A 16,210-nucleotide genomic window follows, 5' to 3' on the forward strand; every position below is an offset into this window, starting at 1 on the left:
AATTAAAAACATTTTGTTAGGAGAGACACATGCCTTCATTTGATATCGTTTCTGAAGTAGAAATGAACGAAGCAAAAAACGCCGTTGATAACGCTAACCGCGAATTAGAAACACGCTTTGACTTTAGAGGCGTAGATGCGTCTATTGAGCTTAATGATAAAACAATCAAACTAAAAGCTGAAGCCGACTCACAAGTAATGCAGTTGTTTGATATTTTAGCTAATAAAATTTCAAAGCGTGGCATGGACGTTTCAAGCCTAGAGCTACAAGATATTAGCCGTGCGGGTAAAAATGTATTTCGTAATGTTGCGCTTAAGCAAGGCATTGAAAAAGATATGGCTAAAAAAGTAGTCAAAGCGATTAAAGACTCAAAAGTAAAAGTACAAGCTGCTATTCAAGGTGAAGAAGTACGCGTTACGGGTAAAAAGCGTGATGACCTACAAGAAGCAATGCAAGTAGTTCGTGCTGCCGATCTTGGTCAACCGTTCCAGTTTAAAAACTTTCGCGATTAAAAGCTAGTGAGATGCTAGGGCGTATTTAAAAAGCCAAATAACATTGATGTTGTTTGGCTTTTAGTTTGGCTTACGGTTTAGCTATATCTTTGTTAAACCATAGCGCTTTATTTTTTCAATTAACTCTCTGTGCGGGATAAGCTGTTGCTGACAGTAATTAGCGGCTTGCGCTATTTGCTCCATGGTGAATGCCGCCTGTTGGTGCGCTTCAAAACGTGTGGCTATGGGTTGTAAGTTGGTGGGAAACTCCATACCGTACAACACATACAAGTAATTTTCTAAGTTAAAGCCTTCTAATGCGCTGGTGAAGTTATATTTGTTTGGCACAGTGTCACGCCATAAGGCTAAATTACTTTGCAGCGAATCGCTAATTGAGCTTGATGCTCGGTTATCTAGCCAAAACTGGCTGTCGTCACGACGTGAAATACAATAATGCAGCTTAATAAAATCAATTACTTTTTGCCAAAGCCCAGTAATATTGTCATTAAAGCGCTCGCTTATCGCGGGAATTGCTTTTCGCGTTGCTGGGAAATTCTGCGCCAGCATCCGCGCCGTAATATCAAACACTAATAACCCTGTTGCTTCTAATGGCTCAACAAAACCTTGTGATAAACCAATGGCGATACAATTATTTTTCCATGGAGTTTTACGATAGCCTACTTGCATGGCAATTTTACGGGCGGTTAAATCATCTGCCTGTGGGCCGATATAGTCACGTAATGTTTGCTCTGCTTGGTCATCACTGGTGTGATTGCTTGAATAAACATGGCCAATACCGCGGCGGCTAGATAAGCCAATATCCCAAATCCATCCAGCCTCTTTTGCCGTGGCGTTAGTGTAGGGGTTAATAGGATCATCTGGATTTTGATAAGGTACTTGAATTGCAAGGGCTGTATCGGCAAATAAAATATGGCTCTGGTCAATAAAAGGGACTTTAAGTTTATCGCCAAGCAATTTAGCGGCAAAGCCTGTGCAATCAATAAAAATATCGCCAGAGACCGTGCCAGCACACTTTGTTTGTAAACTTTCAATATCACCTGCAACATTGAGTTTTGCATCTAATACATCGGTTAGAATATGTTTAACGCCTAGCTTGTTGACAGCGTTGTCAGTGAGTAGCGCTGAAAACTTAGCCGCATCAAGGTGATACGCATAACTTGCCATCCCTTCAAATTCACGATGAGTCATATTTTTAGGACCAAGCCCTTGATCACACATATAGCCTTGAGTTGATACGCTATTGGCATAGCTGGTGTTATTTTTATTAAGCAGCCAATACGGAGTCAGATCGAGCTCTTCAATATTTGGGTAGTTGAATAAATGGTGAAAGTAATTTTCTTTTTTGTTATCGGTAGGGTTATCTAGCCAATCAATAAACTTAATGCTGTGTTTGAAGGTCGCATCACATTGACGGATAAAATCTGTTTCGCTGATGCCAAAATGCGCTAATGTTTGGCACATAACAGGCACTGTTCCTTCACCTACACCAATGGTTGGAATATTTTTTGACTCAATAAGTGTAATTTGTACGCTTAATGGGTTGGTGCAGTTAAGCGTTTTAGCGAGGTGATTAGCAGTTAGCCAACCTGCAGTGCCGCCGCCAACAATGATAACTTGTTTAATTTGTTCCACTTTTATTTACTCCAACTTTAATTACTCAACTTAAACAATGGCTTAGTTATTTTTGGATATGTACTATCACAACGATAAATAAAATTATCAGCTTTGAATGAGGTTACTTGATTAATTTACCTTTTTTAATACCCAATAGGTAGGATGAAATTTTTCAGGCTTTCTCAGTCTTTGGCTGTAAGTTGTACATGTAGACCTTGATAAAGCCAGTTTAGCTATATAGACGTCCATTGACTTTCATCTCTAAAATAATCACAATAGCGGCCTATTTTCAAGGTGCTTGCTTACCCTCTCAGTAGATATTTCAAAGAATTGAAACTAACAGCAAGATAATCGGGAAGTTGGTGCGTGTTCATGATGATCACAACCCCAACACTGCCCCCGCAACGGTAATGTGCACAGCACAGAGTCCGGAGACCGGCCTTGAAGTAAACTTAAAATAACTTGTGCGGCGGGCGCAGGTCAGGGGATGTCATGTTAATCAAATCTACTTTAGGTGTAGCAATTGCTGCTGCATTATCTTTTTCTGCCTCAGCAGAACAATCAATCGAACGCATTACCGTTACAGCGAATAAATTTGAGCAATCAATCACTGATGTACTAGCCAGTGTAACTGTTATCGAACGAAGTGATATAGAGCAAGCTAATGTACGTGATCTACCAAGCCTACTTAAAACGAAAGCTGGCTTTCAAATCAACTCAAATGGCGGCTTTGGGCAAAACTCAGGTGTATCACTGCGTGGTTCAAGTTCTCGCCATACGCTAATTTTAGTTGATGGTATTCGCAGTGGCTCTGCCACCTTAGGGTATAAATCGATTAGTAATATCCCTCTTAATTCAATAGAGCGCATTGAAATAGTCAAAGGCTCGCGTGCTGCTGTATATGGTTCGGATGCGTTGGCTGGTGTTATTAATATTATTACGCGTAAAGCACAATTAGTTACCCTTGATGCTACATTTGGCTCAGATGCTTATCAAAATTATCAAGTTGCAGGTACTACCGTTATTGACGCTTTGACTGCATCTTTTAATGCTGGCTTTGAGAAAACGGATGGTTTTGATGTTTTGCAGGGAGTTGCACTTGATGAAGATGGCTATGAAAATAAAAATATTGGTTTTAACGTTAATTATACTAATGAGCAGCTAGGTCGGCTTAAAGCTCGTGGTCAGTATAGTGAAGGTTATGCGCAGTATGACAGTGCTTTTTCACCTGCGGACAGTACAGTAGAGAATAATGATTTTGAAAACTATCAGATTGGTTTAGGTTGGGATAAGGCGTTTGAGAATCAAACCCACTCAATTGATATTGCTTTTTCAAACGATGGATCAGATAACTCTCGAATTGATCATACCAATACAACGGTAGTGGATATATTTGAAACACAGCGTAAACAAGTCGATTATAATGGTTTGTATTCAGTTAATAGTGAATTTAATATTAGCGGTGGCTTAAATTGGTATAAAGATGATATCTCAGGTACTACTGGCGAATATAGTAAGAAGAACCGTGAAGTATTTGCTGGCTTTATTGGCGGTTATTACGATGCTGAAAAATTACTTGCAAATTTAGCTATTCGTTACGATAACGACCAATACTTTGGTGATGAAACAACTTATACAGCTGCTGTTGGTTATCGTTTTCACAAAAATGCAACGTTTAGAGTTAGCCAAAGTACGGGCTTTAAAGCGCCAACATTTAACGATTTATACTATCCATTCTCGGGTAATCCAAATTTGGTACCTGAGACATCAGTTAATCAGGAGCTTGGGTTAACTATTGATTTTACTCAAGCCGCTGTAGACATTTCTATTTTTAGAAATGATATTGAAAATTTGATTGCTTGGGCGCCAAATGCGGACGGAAAATGGCAACCAGCAAATATAAATGAAGCTCGCCATGAAGGTGTAGAGTTCAGTTTTAAGAATCAGGTTTTTGGTTTCGATAATCAATTTAATTTCACTTATTTAAATGCTGAAAATACCGCAACAGGTGTGGCACAAACATATGTGTCACCACGAACTATTAATTGGTCTGTTGCTAAGCAGTGGGGCGATTTTGATGCTGGTTTTAACATGCAATATCGCAGCGAGCGTGAGGGTAAAGTGACTATGCTAAGTTCTTATACTCTTTGGGATTTAACTGCAAATTATCAGTTAAACGAATCACTGTCTTTTTCTTTGCGTGTTGAAAATATATTTGATAGAGAATATGACGCTGTTGATTCAAGCAAAAATTACACAACTGGCGAGGTATTTTACTATAACACTGCAGATCGTCGGTTTTTTATTGGTGCAAGTTACCAGTTTTAATCAAGTTTGAAGCATAAATATACAAGCCCGATACGTTACTGTGTCGGGCTTTTTTTTGTGTATAAAAATGCGGTTAACTAACTAGGTATTTTTTATAGTCTTGCTCAAACTTTTTCAGTTTAGGTGCAATAAGCAAGCTGCAATAGCGTTGCTCTGGATTTTCGCTGTAGTAATCTTGGTGATACTGCTCTGCGGGATAATAAGTAACAGCAGGGCTTACTTCTGTCACTATGTCCTCACGTATTTGGCTTTGCAATTTTGCAATGTATGCATTTGTCTGCGCTTGCTGCTCATTATCATGATAATACACAACACTGCGGTACTGCGTGCCTATATCGTTACCTTGGCGGTTTAGTTGAGTTGCATCATGTAACGTAAAAAACATTGCTAATAAGGTTTCAAAGCTTACTACAGTGCTATCAAATTCAATCTGTACGACTTCAGCATGACCGCTCAATCCCGTGCATATTTGTTTGTAGCTAGGATCCGTCGTATCGCCCCCCGTGTAGCCTGAGCTTACATTTAAAACGCCTTGAACTCGTCTAAATGCAGCATCGATACACCAAAAACAGCCACCACCAAATGTTGCGGTTTGATTTGTTGTACTCATTATTTGCTCCTCAAAATTATTAACTGACGCAGGTTATCTAGCGTATCAGAAGAACGAGTAAGCTGGGCTTTTATTTCATCGAATCTGTGACGCAAAAATAGCGTTGCGACTAGCAGACGCAACGCTATTTTAATATTAAAGCTCTTTAAGAGGCTTTTCAGCGGCTTGTTGATTGATTTTTTGTTGTAAAAACTCTGGTGATTGCGTGTTACGAGCCAGTGCATAATAGGCCGCAGGAACGACGAATAGCGTGAGTATTGTCGCGACTATAACTCCCGTAAATACAACAACACCAATAACCATACGACTTTCTGCGCCGGGGCCTGATGCAAGCACTAGTGGTACGGCACTCATAACGGTCGTTAGTGAGGTCATAATTATAGGGCGTAAACGTTGGCTGGCAGCTTGTATAATTGCTTCACTAAATTCTACGCCTTTGTCACGTAGCTGGTTCGTAAACTCAACAATCAAAATACCATTTTTAGCACTGAGGCCAATCAACATTACAATGCCTATTTGGCTGTAAATATTTAAAGTAAGCCCTGTTGCCCATAAACCAAACATCGCGCCCATTAATCCTAAAGGTACGGTTAGCATAATAACAAAAGGATGCATAAAACTTTCAAACTGAGCTGCTAATACCAAGAAGGTTACAGTCAGCGCTAGAATGAAAACATAGGTCATTGCTGATGCGCCTTCGTAATAAAGCTGCGACTCGCCTTTGTAATCAACGGCACCATCAATGTCATTTTCTTCCATCGCCACTTTGTTTAGAAAGTTAAGTGCTTCTTCTAGTGTATAGCCATCCGCGAGGTTGGCACTGAGCGTGATGGCACGCATACGATTAAAGCGATTTAAACGCGACGCGGTGGCTTCTTCTTTAAGGCTTATTAAGCTATCAAGCGGGACCAGTTCACCACTGCGTGATTTTAAGTAAATATTGGCTATGTCGGTAGGATCTTTAAAGTCTGCTTTAGTTCCTTTTAAAATCACATCGTATTCTTCACCACGGTCAATAAACGTGGTTACGCGACGCTGCCCCAACATAGTCTCAAGCGTACGGCCCACATCAGAGACCGACACACCTAAATCAGCCGCTTTATTTTTATCAATGCTAACTAAAAATTGTGGGAATGTTTCTTTGTAATCATGATCGATTCTTACTAAGCCTGGGTTTTCCTCAGCGCGTTTAATAATGCGATCACGCCAATCGGCCAGTTGATCATAATCATTGCCTTGGAGTACAAACTCAATAGGGCGTGATGAGCCACCTCCGCCAATACCGCGGCGCATAATTGCAAAAGCGCGCACGTCAGTGACCTCGCGCATTTTACCGCTTATCTCATCCATGACTTCCCACGTTGAGCGTTTTCGTTCATCCCAGTCAGCCATGCCGATGATGGCAACACCGCCACTACCACCCCAACCAGGAACACGGACAAGCACACGACTTAATTCGCCTGACTCTGAGTAAGGCATTAAGCGCTCTTCAATTTTTGCCATGTTGGCGGCATTATTTTCGTAGCTTGCGCCTTCAGGACCACTCATCATGATAAAGAAAGTTCCGCGATCTTCTTTTGGTGTTAGCTCAGATGGGATCTGTTGGAATAATGAATAACTAACAAAACCGGCAAGTAATAAAGTTAATGCTAACCCGCCAGAGCGAGTCATATTAGAGCGTAAAGCGTTTTGATAGCTGCGTTCTATTTTGCTAAATAGGCGATCCATTCCTTGGCTAAATTTACTTTGTTTTTCGGAGTGCTTTAATATTTTAGAGCATAATGCAGGGGAGAGTGTTAAGGCTGTTACGCTAGAGAAAAATACCGCAGCACTGACAGCCATAGCAAATTCAGTAAACAGCGCGCCAATACGGCCATCCATAAACACCAGTGGCACAAATACCGATATAAGCACTAATGTGGTTGCGATTATGGCAAAGCCAACTTCACGCGCGCCACGATAGGAGGCTAATAACGGTGGTTCACCTAGCTCGATACGGCGGTGAATATTTTCAAGCATCACAATCGCATCATCAACCACCAAGCCAATGGCCAGCACTAATGCGAGTAGAGTTAATAAGTTGATAGAGTAGCCCATCGCCAGTAAAAACATAAAACTACCCACTAATGCCACCGGTACTGTTACGGCAGGAATAAGTGTTGCACGAATATTACCTAAAAAGATGTAGATCACTAATACGACTAAGCCCATTGAAATAGCGAGCGTACTGTATACTTCGTTAATCGATTCATTGATGAAAATAGATGAGTCGTAACTGTCTTCAATTGTTGTACCTTCAGGGAGGTTGCGTTTGATTTTTTCAAGTTCGGCACGGGCATTATCAACAACGGTCAGTGTATTTGCTTTAGCTTGTTTTACAATACCAAGACCAATCATGTTGCGGCCATTACCGCGAAATAAACTTTCATCGTCAGCAGCTTCTAGGTGCACATCAGCGACTTCACCTAAACGCACAAGGTAACCGTCCTCACCGCGTTTTATGACAAGGTTTTGAAAGTCGCGCTGATCTTTATAGCTGCGAGCCGTTCGCACAGTAAAGTCACGGTCAATGGATTCAATTTCACCCGCAGGCAATTCAACATTTTCAGTACGTAGCGTATTTTCAATATCAACGCTGGTAATACCACGTGCTGCCATGGCTTGACGATTAAGCCATACCTTCATCGCATATTTACGCTCGCCGCCAACACGTACATTAGACACGCCATCAACGACGGCTAAACGGTCAACAATAAAGCGCTGGGCGTAGTCAGAAAGCTGCAATGAATCCATAGTGGTACTATTAAGTACAAACCAAGCAATAGGGCTTTCATCACTGTTAGATTTAGACACTTCAGGTGGGCGCACTTGCTCTGGAAGACTATCAAGTGCACGTGCTACTCGCTCACGTACGTCGTTTGATGCGGCATCAATATCGCGGTCAATATTAAACTCAATAGTAATATTTGAGCGCCCATTACGACTTGAAGAGTTAATACTTTTAATGCCTTCAATACCTGAAATACGATTTTCAAGTACTTGTGTTATTTTGGTCTCGATGATCTCAGCCGATGCACCAGAATATTGTGTGCTTACGCTAACAATAGGTGATTCAATATCAGGGTATTCACGCAGTGGCAGCATCGAAAATGCCACTAAACCAAATGTGAGTAACAATAAGTTGATAACAATCGCGAAGACAGGGCGTTTAACACTTGTATCAGTAATTTTCACAGATCACCCCTTCACTGTAACTTTACTGCCTGAACGAATTTTAATAATTCCTTCAGTCACAACAAGCTGGCCTGCACTAATTCCTTCATCAATTGCAACCCAGCCGTTATGACGACCTGTTACATGCACCTCAACTTTAGTTGCGACACCATCCGTTATCTGAAAAACATAATGTTTGTCTTGTTGCGGAATAATCGCTTTTTCGGGCACCATTATTGCTTGATTTGAACTAAGCTCTAGTGCGGTATTAAGCAGCATACCAGGGCGTAATAAAGTATTGTTATTGGCAAAACTGGCTGTTACTTCAACACTGCGAGTTACGGCATCGATACGAGAGCTTACATGCGTTACTTTTCCTGTAAAGGTTGTGCCTGGGTAAGCGTCATTCTGTGTCATAACTTTCATACCAAGCTGTAATTGAGCTAAGTATTTTTCTGGTACTTTGAAATCAACTTTAATGATGCTGATATCATCTAAGGTGGTGATGGCGGTACTGTTATTAACGTATGCACCGACAGATATTTGACGTTTACCTAACACACCAGCAAACGGGGCTGTAATTGTCATTTCTGCTAATTTTGTTTTGGCATTATCTAATTTCGCTTCGGTAGCATCAACGCGTGATAACTGTTCTTCTAACAGTGATTTTGCCGTAGCTTGTGAGCGGGAAAGTTCCGTTAAACGTTGGAGTTGGCGCTTTTCTTCTCGTAGATTAATAGCTAGCTCTTTAACCGTTAGCTCTTCTTGTTGTGATTGTAACTGAGCGAGCTTTTGGCCTTTATTAACTAGATCACCATCTTTAAAGTAGATGTGAGTAATGTAATCATTTTGTGCGCTTTTTATATAAATTGCTTGATTAGCGCGTGCACTGCCGATAGCCTCAATAAGAATCGCATTTTCTTCACTTGCGACTGCGTGAGCCGTTACTTGTGTTGCCGAGCTTGTAAACCCAGATTGCTTACCTTGGCTGCTGGGTAAATAAAGATAAACCGATAACCCAATAAGTAGGGTAATAATAAATGGAAATAGCGCCTTGCCTGATTGCTTTGAGTACATCTTAGTAATACCAAAAAATTAATTGTATGTAGTGTACGAAATAACGGCGACAAAGAGCTGTCACGTATCTCGTAAATTTGTGCATTAGGCGTAAAAATAAAATTAATTACCTATTTGTACCTGTTTTTTATTTTAAAAGAGAGTGTTATGAAGTTTTCTACTACCTGTCGTCGTTGCTTGAAAATGCGAAAAATAGTACTTTGGGCAATTATTATGTTTGTTTTTTACATGGTTTTTTATCGTTATGGTTAAGCTTAAGTCTGACCCTGGGATTTTAAAGCTACGGGCTCAAGGTGCTTGTCATGGCATAGAAATTTTGCTGGTTGGTGCTTTTGGTGTCATATTTATTATGCTTTTTAACTTACTGCGCCCAGGTGAGATTAGTATTGTTGAAATATTTTTAATAAGTATGTCGATTGCCGCTGTGTTTGTTGGTTTTTTGAAAACCCAAGAACCTTTTTATAGTTTAATAATGGCAGAACAGTATCTTAGGTATGAACATAAATACGGGTATTGGGCTTTAACGCATGCTAATTTTAATCATGCGGGTATACCTAAAACCGACCAAACATTGGAAAAACTTGAGTTAAATGCTGTAGGTATTAAACTTAACGATACAGATGAATTTTTATTGCAGCTATCTCCAAGAATTGCTGGTAAATTATTAATTGAGCAGCGCCATCTTTTTATGCAGGCAGTCCAAAAACATTGCAAAAATGGCAATTGCCCATCAGAATGGTTAAGTGAAGATAATTTTTATACCTCTACCAATGGTCGCAACTTTAATGGATTAATCGCAATGTTCGCAAATAGAATGCGACATTTACAGCAACTTACAGGGTATGATTTATTGTTGCCCGCGAGTGTATTAGACAGAAATATCTGGGATTTCTGCCAAAGTTTAAATACCTGGAAAAGAAACCCTAGGGTATTTATTGAGTCCCAATTAAAGGCGAAAAGCCAAAATAGATGTTAGTAGGATGAAGCGATGAGTCAAGATAGATCTTTTATTAAAAGTGGCCGAAATACAATAATCCACAAAGAGAAAAAACTCGATTTAGTTATCGTGAACTCTGAAACTCACCCTAAAATAAAAGTTACTCAAAACGGTTTAGAGCCATTTAAAGAAGATCTGCCAAAAAATCGCCGTGAGGCAAAAGAGCGTTACTTAGATATGGTTTATATTGGCAGTGCTGATGTGTTTGGTGAAGAAAAACGTTTATTGTTCATTCAGGCATTGGATGGGCGTGAATACAAAGTAGATTATAGTAAAATCGGTACTAAACTGTTTGTTCGTATTCATCAAGATAGTTATTTATAGTATTTACTTCTTACTGGCACTGTAGTTGCTTAATATATAAATTAGCGTAGATTTTAATACTACGGAATTTATTTGGTTAAGATGAGGACGCAGTGTATGAAATCCCCTTTAATGGTTTGTTCACTTTTAGGTTTATTGACAGCGTGTGGTGGAGGCGGTGGAGGTAATGATAACCCCGTTATTGCTGCATCAGTGAATGCAGGTGTTGATCAACAAATTATCGAAAAAAGCGAATTTACAATCGAAGCGAAAGGCTCTCCTGTTGACGGTACATACACGTGGCAAAGAGTGAGTGGTCCAATAGTTGAAGGTTTTCCTTTAGAAGGCGCTTCTCAAACCGTACTTGCACCTGACATTAAAGCCGACAGTGAGCTTGTGCTGCGTGTTAACTATCAAAGTCCAGATGGTAAGTTAGTCAGCGATGATGTGCTGATTAGTATTCAGTCGAATAACCAACTTCCTCAAGCAGTCGTAACCCAAACTGCACCCACAATACTGCCGTCAGTTTATCAAGATACAATTACTTTAAGTGCAGCTACATCAATCGATCCAGATGAAAATGGCAGTATTAGTAGCTACAACTGGCAAAAAATTGCAGGTCCAACACTCGAAATCAGTGATTATAAAAGCCAAACTATTAGCTTTACTCATCCGTTGTTGGATAAAAACACCACGGTAATATGGCAGTTGACCGTTGTTGATGATGAAGGCGGTGAGGCAAGTACGCAGCATACTCATATACTTAATAAAACAAATAATGTGGTGATAGCTAAAGCGGGTGAAGATCAAAGTGTTATTGAGCTTGAAAAAGTAACGTTAAATGCAACGAATAGCGAAGTAGTGACCACAACATTTAATTGTCAGTGGGAGCAAACCGTTGGAAGCGTTTCATTAGATAACCAAGATCAATGTATAACTTCGTTTATAGCCCCGACAACCGATGCAGTTAATACCATGACATTTGAAGTGACGGTTACAGACAGTCAAGGACGTTCGGATAGTGATACCGTTGATGTTGTTGTGAACTCAAAACCACTGGGTTTGATCAATGATACTGGTATGGCAAAATGCTTTAATAATACCCAAGAAATAGCGTGTACTAGTCCTGACTTTCCACGCCAAGACGCCGCGTTAGGACGCGATAGTGTTGTGGGTACGCATATAGATAAAGTTGGCAAAGGCGAGCTGGCATTTGATTTCACCAAACTCAATGAATTCGCCGATGAAATTGCTGACGATGCAGCGGACTTTAGCTGTATTCGCGATAATGTTAGTGGCTTAATTTGGGAAGTGAAAAGCCCTAACACAGGCACACTGCCAAATAGTACACAACTTCGAGAAGGGCAAAATCACTACACCTGGTATTTAACAAGCAGTAATGGCATACAGCAGGGTAGTGTGGCGGGCTCTTCAGATACGTGTTCAACAATATCTCATTGTGGCCTACAAGCTTATGTTGATGCTGTTAATAGCCTAGATTACTGTGGCGGAACAAACTGGCGTGTACCAACTTACCCGGAGTTATTGAGTTTGTTAGATTACTCAAAACAGGGGCAATCTGTGCTTATTGATAGTGATTTTTTCCCTAATACACCAAGTGTCAGTTTACTCACTCATTTACGCTATTGGAGTGCGCAAACAGCTGCTGATGGCACCAGTTTATCGCAGGCTTATATTATTGATATGAATGATGGTAATGACTTGGCGTATCCAAAAAATAATACTGCATTTGTCCGCTTAGTAAGAACAGCAGGAGAATCACAATGAAAATAGCCTTAATCAGTCTTTTACTCTTGAGCCCTGTAATGGCCGTTGCGCAATCTTGTTATGATGGTATCCCAGAAACAACACCCACAGAGCGTTTTACAGTTAATACGGATGGTACGATAAGTGACAGCGTTACAGGATTAATGTGGCAAAGCTGTAGTTATGGACAAACTTATAATAGTGATAGTGGTTTATGTGAGAATAATGCACTAAAAATTACTTGGCAAGAAGCATTACGGGGAGCTGTAAATGATCGCACCGGTAATTATAGCGATTGGCAAGTACCAAGTATTAAAGAACTCGCTAGTATATTAGAGCACCGCTGCGTTACCCCTAGTATTAATGAGAGCGTTTTCAAAGGCAATAAAAGTGAAAACTACTGGACTAATACGTCGGGGATAGCTGATAAAACATTTGCATGGGTGTATCAATTTGATAAAGGGCTTAACAGCCTACATGCAAAAACTTCTAATGTTTATTTGCGCTTTGTTCGTTATGAAAAATAAATATCTTTAACGAAAGTAACGTTTAAATACTTCTAACCGCGCATGTTCTAGCGCGGTTTTTATATCTGCGCCTTTAATGCCTTGGTCAATAAATTGCTTTGGGTTGATTGCTCTTGCTTCTTTGCTGGCTTGAAGCAGTAATTGCTGATTTTTAATTACTGAACAATTAGCTATCTCTATGGCCTTAAGTACGGCACTAAAGCGTTCAGGACGTCGCCATAAATCAAGCTTATTACAGCTAAATAAAAGCTGTTCAGGGTGTATTGTAGCGCTTGTTAAAACATCTTGATGCTGCGAGGCATGCAGGGCAAGATCACGCACATCATTAGGTAACCTAATTGCTTTAGCGATTGCGCTTATTTCATTGCTATTGAGTTTGCTCGTGATTTGGCTAAATAGCAGCGCATTGTCGGTAATATTATATTTTTTAGCATACTCAAAGCGTGCTTGCAGCTTTTGGAATAGCTGATCATTCCATATATTTGCTAAAGCGGGGCTAATCACACTAAGCGCGTTGAGATGTGCCAGCGTATTTAAAAAATGATCAAAAGCACCATCGGTCAATGACTTTTCGCATTCTAGCCAAATGCGTTCAGGTGTTAGAGTATTTAATTCACCGCGTTCGACCATTGCCTTTAATAAGCTTTGTGTCTCTTTTGCAATTGTAAAACCAAGGTAGTGATAACGCGCAGCAAAGCGAGCGATGCGAAGTATACGTAGCGGATCTTCACTAAATGCTTGTGAAACATGACGTAAAATACGAGCATCTAAATCTCGTTTTCCGTGATAAGGGTCTATTAAGCTACCATCTTCAGCTTTTGCAATTGCATTTACAGTTAAATCTCTACGGCGCAAGTCATCTTCAAGGGTTACATCGGGAGAAAACTCACATACAAAACCTGTGTACCCTTTTCCTTGTTTACGCTCTGTGCGGGCGAGCGCGTATTCGTCTTTGGTTTGTGGGTGCAAAAAAACAGGAAAATCTTTACCGACCTGTTGATAGCCTTGCTTGAGTAGTTGCTCCGAAGTTGCACCGACGATTACATAGTCACGTTCCTTGATGACCCGCCCTAATAGTTCATCACGAACTGCTCCACCGACCAAATAAACTTGCATATTTCACCCTAAGTATTAACTGTGCAGGTTATTTTACGTTATTTCACGAATAAAATGCTAACAAGGTTTTCACTTAGCGCATTTTTTTGCCATTATAGACGCTGATTTACTAAGCAAGGATATTTAGGGTGTATTTAAGCTATTTTGGCTTGTCAGAAAAACCGTTTTCAATCGCGCCGAATCCACAGTACTTATTTTTAAGTGAACGCCATAAAGAAGCTTTAGCGCATTTGACCTATGGGTTAGGCGAAGCGGGAGGGTTCGTTTTATTAACTGGCGAAGTGGGTACGGGTAAAACTACGCTAACGCGAAGCTTGCAAGATCAGTTGCCTGAAAATACCCAAGTGGCATTAATTTATAATCCCGCACTTTCTGAATTAGAGTTATTAGCCAGTATTTGTGATGGATTTAGTATTGGTTATGATGAGCAAAATGCGACTCTAAAAACGTTAACAGATGCAATTAAAAAACACTTAGAAGCAAATCATGCTAGTGGTGGCCATACAATTTTAATCATTGATGAGGCACAGCTGCTATCGCCCGATGTATTAGAACAGCTACGTTTGTTAACGAATATAGAAACGAACCATAAAAAATTATTACAAATAGTATTAATTGGTCAGCCTGAATTAAACGATTTACTTAAACGTAATGAGTTGCGTCAATTGGCACAGCGGATCACGGCTCGCTATCATTTACTGCCATTAACGCAAGGGCAAACATTTGCCTATGTAAAACACCGACTTTACGTTGCAGGTTGTGATCGTACAATTTTCACTCAAGATGCATTAAAGGCATTATACTTGCTGACCATGGGCGTTCCACGGTTAGTTAACTTATTGTGTGAGCGATGTTTAGTAGGCGCATTTTCTAAGCAACTCATGATGATAGATAGCGATATCGTGATGCGTTCAGCACAAGAGGCTTTGCCGCCAACAACGTTAAGCAGTGAACTAAAGACTGATAAAACATCTTACCATTGGCTTTTCCCTGTGGCTTTTTTAGTCGTGCTTAGTATGGGTATTGGCTTGTCGTTTATTTTTTAGTAGTGGTAATTTATGTCGTATTTATTAGATGCATTAAAACAATCGCAACAACATGATGAAGCTGCAGCGCATGATCGCACTGCTGAGCAAGAAAAACAGCAAAAAGAGTTACAGCGTTATCGTTTCATTGCTATCTCATTGGGTTTACTAGTCGGCTTTATATTGACACTCATGGCTGGCTTTTCAATTGGTAAATGGTTGCAGAACAGTCAAGGTGATGCACTTGTAGCGTCAGATAAAATTATTGCTGTTGGCGTAGAAGAAGAAAAGAAAAACGATGCGGTCCCACAAGTAACGAATCAAGTGCCCGTTAATAACACTACGGTACAACCAACAGTTAGTGCGGTTGTGCCGCAAATTGTAGCACAGCCACAACCACAGATAGTTCAGCCAATTAATCAGCAAATACCTCAACAAAACTCGGGTCAATACCAGTGGGTGCAAGTGCCTGTAAATACAGTGCCGACTTATTCGCAAAGTCAACCAATGCTAGTACAAACACCGAATGGCTATCAGCAAGTTTATACCGCGCCACCTCAGCAACAATATAACCCGAATGTAATGCAAGTACAGCAAGTACAACAAGCACTAAATACCAGCGCTAGCAGTATCGATATGAGCAAATACAAAGTATTAGGTAAGCCGTTAGGCGAACAAGCACCGGCCAAACCTAAACCAGTAGCTACCGTGACCGAAGAAGAGTTAGAGATTGTACCTACAGCCCTTAAAAATGCATTTGCACGTGCCATTGAAGATACGCAAAATACGCAGACTCATCAAATAACGCAAGGGACTAAAAATTCATCTTATGCAGAACCGATAGAATTGTTACCCGATGCCTTATTGGCTTTAATACCACAGATTAAGTATCAAGCGCATATCTACTCATCATCACCGGATAAACGTTGGGTGAAACTTAATAACCGTGAGTTATATGAAGGCGATAGAATGGGCGACTTTAGAATTTTAGAGATCACCCCCGAGCAAACCGTATTGAGCTTTGATGATTATGAGTTTAGCTTAAAGGCGCTGCAAGATTGGCCACAGTAGGGGGATTAACTCCCGAGTATCTACATGGATGTATAGACGTGAGCAGGACA

The 16,210-nt window shown here is 40.3% G+C and carries 13 protein-coding genes and 1 riboswitch; of the genes, 8 read left to right on the forward strand and 5 right to left on the reverse strand.

All coding sequences use genetic code 11. From position 1 onward, the window contains the following. Nucleotides 1–29 precede the first annotated feature (29 nt). On the forward strand, nucleotides 30–512 hold the full coding sequence (locus A7967_RS00305) for a YajQ family cyclic di-GMP-binding protein (protein ID WP_054204320.1): 483 nt from the start codon (nucleotides 30–32) through the stop codon (nucleotides 510–512). An 81-nt stretch (nucleotides 513–593) separates the two neighbouring features. Here A7967_RS00305 and A7967_RS00310 read toward each other — a convergent pair whose 3' ends face one another. Continuing rightward, a complete protein-coding gene (locus A7967_RS00310; protein WP_231658995.1) occupies nucleotides 594–2,144 on the reverse strand; it encodes a tryptophan halogenase family protein in 1,551 nt (516 codons plus the stop codon). Nucleotides 2,145–2,402: 258 nt separating this feature from the next. Beyond that, nucleotides 2,403–2,584: riboswitch (cobalamin riboswitch) on the forward strand. A 34-nt stretch (nucleotides 2,585–2,618) separates the two neighbouring features. On the opposite strand from A7967_RS00310, the gene A7967_RS00315 reads away from it, so the two are divergent. Continuing rightward, a complete protein-coding gene (locus A7967_RS00315; RefSeq protein WP_054204318.1) occupies nucleotides 2,619–4,454 on the forward strand; it encodes a TonB-dependent receptor domain-containing protein in 1,836 nt (611 codons plus the stop codon). Between the two features lie 73 nt (nucleotides 4,455–4,527). Here A7967_RS00315 and msrA read toward each other — a convergent pair whose 3' ends face one another. From msrA to A7967_RS00330, 3 genes are all read right to left on the reverse strand, one after another. Then, entirely contained in the window at nucleotides 4,528–5,064 is a 537-nt protein-coding gene (msrA, locus tag A7967_RS00320; RefSeq protein ID WP_054204317.1) for a peptide-methionine (S)-S-oxide reductase MsrA, read from the reverse strand. 135 nt (nucleotides 5,065–5,199) lie between these two features. Beyond that, nucleotides 5,200–8,298, reverse strand: coding sequence for an efflux RND transporter permease subunit (locus A7967_RS00325; RefSeq protein ID WP_054204316.1), 3,099 nt, complete (start codon nucleotides 8,296–8,298; stop codon nucleotides 5,200–5,202). Nucleotides 8,299–8,301: 3 nt separating this feature from the next. Beyond that, a complete protein-coding gene (locus tag A7967_RS00330; protein ID WP_054204315.1) occupies nucleotides 8,302–9,354 on the reverse strand; it encodes an efflux RND transporter periplasmic adaptor subunit in 1,053 nt (350 codons plus the stop codon). A 244-nt stretch (nucleotides 9,355–9,598) separates the two neighbouring features. Between A7967_RS00330 and A7967_RS00335 the strand changes: the two genes are divergently transcribed. From A7967_RS00335 to A7967_RS00350, 4 genes are all read left to right on the forward strand, one after another. Continuing rightward, the gene (locus tag A7967_RS00335; RefSeq protein ID WP_054455147.1) at nucleotides 9,599–10,330 is read left to right on the forward strand and encodes a DUF2982 domain-containing protein; all 732 of its coding nucleotides are present in this window, start codon (nucleotides 9,599–9,601) and stop codon (nucleotides 10,328–10,330) included. A gap of 12 nt (nucleotides 10,331–10,342) precedes the next feature. Beyond that, nucleotides 10,343–10,675: a hypothetical protein gene (locus A7967_RS00340; RefSeq protein ID WP_054204313.1), complete on the forward strand. Its 333-nt coding sequence runs from the start codon at nucleotides 10,343–10,345 to the stop codon at nucleotides 10,673–10,675. 96 nt (nucleotides 10,676–10,771) lie between these two features. Further along, complete coding sequence (locus tag A7967_RS00345) at nucleotides 10,772–12,442, forward strand: Lcl C-terminal domain-containing protein (protein ID WP_064435232.1); 1,671 nt, start codon at nucleotides 10,772–10,774, stop codon at nucleotides 12,440–12,442. Further along, nucleotides 12,439–12,948 carry an Lcl C-terminal domain-containing protein gene (locus A7967_RS00350; RefSeq protein ID WP_054204311.1) on the forward strand — a complete coding sequence of 170 codons (510 nt, stop codon included), beginning with the start codon at nucleotides 12,439–12,441 and terminating at the stop codon, nucleotides 12,946–12,948. Before A7967_RS00345 ends, A7967_RS00350 begins: the two co-directional genes overlap by 4 nt. Nucleotides 12,949–12,954: 6 nt before the next feature. On the opposite strand, the gene A7967_RS00355 is transcribed toward A7967_RS00350, so the two are convergent. Further along, nucleotides 12,955–14,064, reverse strand: a complete 1,110-nt coding sequence (locus A7967_RS00355; protein WP_054204310.1) for a tRNA nucleotidyltransferase/poly(A) polymerase-related protein — start codon at nucleotides 14,062–14,064, stop codon at nucleotides 12,955–12,957. A gap of 128 nt (nucleotides 14,065–14,192) precedes the next feature. Here A7967_RS00355 and A7967_RS00360 point away from each other — a divergent pair, with 128 nt between their 5' ends. Both A7967_RS00360 and A7967_RS00365 read left to right on the forward strand, forming a co-directional pair. Beyond that, entirely contained in the window at nucleotides 14,193–15,110 is a 918-nt protein-coding gene (locus A7967_RS00360) for an ExeA family protein (RefSeq protein WP_054204309.1), read from the forward strand. Nucleotides 15,111–15,122: 12 nt separating this feature from the next. Further along, nucleotides 15,123–16,160 carry a general secretion pathway protein GspB gene (locus A7967_RS00365; RefSeq protein ID WP_064435233.1) on the forward strand — a complete coding sequence of 346 codons (1,038 nt, stop codon included), beginning with the start codon at nucleotides 15,123–15,125 and terminating at the stop codon, nucleotides 16,158–16,160. Nucleotides 16,161–16,210: the final 50 nt, after the last annotated feature.

The organism is Pseudoalteromonas neustonica, from assembly GCF_001653135.1.
GTDB lineage: Bacteria > Pseudomonadota > Gammaproteobacteria > Enterobacterales > Alteromonadaceae > Pseudoalteromonas > Pseudoalteromonas neustonica.

What these genes read in the sequence shown, in the direction of transcription:
- A7967_RS00305 (WP_054204320.1), top strand. Translation starts at nt 30, where the DNA reads ATGCCTTCATTTGATATCGTTTCTGAAGTAGAAATGAACGAAGCAAAA.
- A7967_RS00315 (WP_054204318.1), top strand. Translation starts at nt 2,619, where the DNA reads ATGTTAATCAAATCTACTTTAGGTGTAGCAATTGCTGCTGCATTATCT.
- msrA (WP_054204317.1), bottom strand. Translation starts at nt 5,064, where the DNA reads ATGAGTACAACAAATCAAACCGCAACATTTGGTGGTGGCTGTTTTTGG.
- A7967_RS00330 (WP_054204315.1), bottom strand. Translation starts at nt 9,354, where the DNA reads ATGTACTCAAAGCAATCAGGCAAGGCGCTATTTCCATTTATTATTACC.
- A7967_RS00335 (WP_054455147.1), top strand. Translation starts at nt 9,599, where the DNA reads ATGGTTAAGCTTAAGTCTGACCCTGGGATTTTAAAGCTACGGGCTCAA.
- A7967_RS00340 (WP_054204313.1), top strand. Translation starts at nt 10,343, where the DNA reads ATGAGTCAAGATAGATCTTTTATTAAAAGTGGCCGAAATACAATAATC.
- A7967_RS00345 (WP_064435232.1), top strand. Translation starts at nt 10,772, where the DNA reads ATGAAATCCCCTTTAATGGTTTGTTCACTTTTAGGTTTATTGACAGCG.
- A7967_RS00350 (WP_054204311.1), top strand. Translation starts at nt 12,439, where the DNA reads ATGAAAATAGCCTTAATCAGTCTTTTACTCTTGAGCCCTGTAATGGCC.
- A7967_RS00355 (WP_054204310.1), bottom strand. Translation starts at nt 14,064, where the DNA reads ATGCAAGTTTATTTGGTCGGTGGAGCAGTTCGTGATGAACTATTAGGG.
- A7967_RS00365 (WP_064435233.1), top strand. Translation starts at nt 15,123, where the DNA reads ATGTCGTATTTATTAGATGCATTAAAACAATCGCAACAACATGATGAA.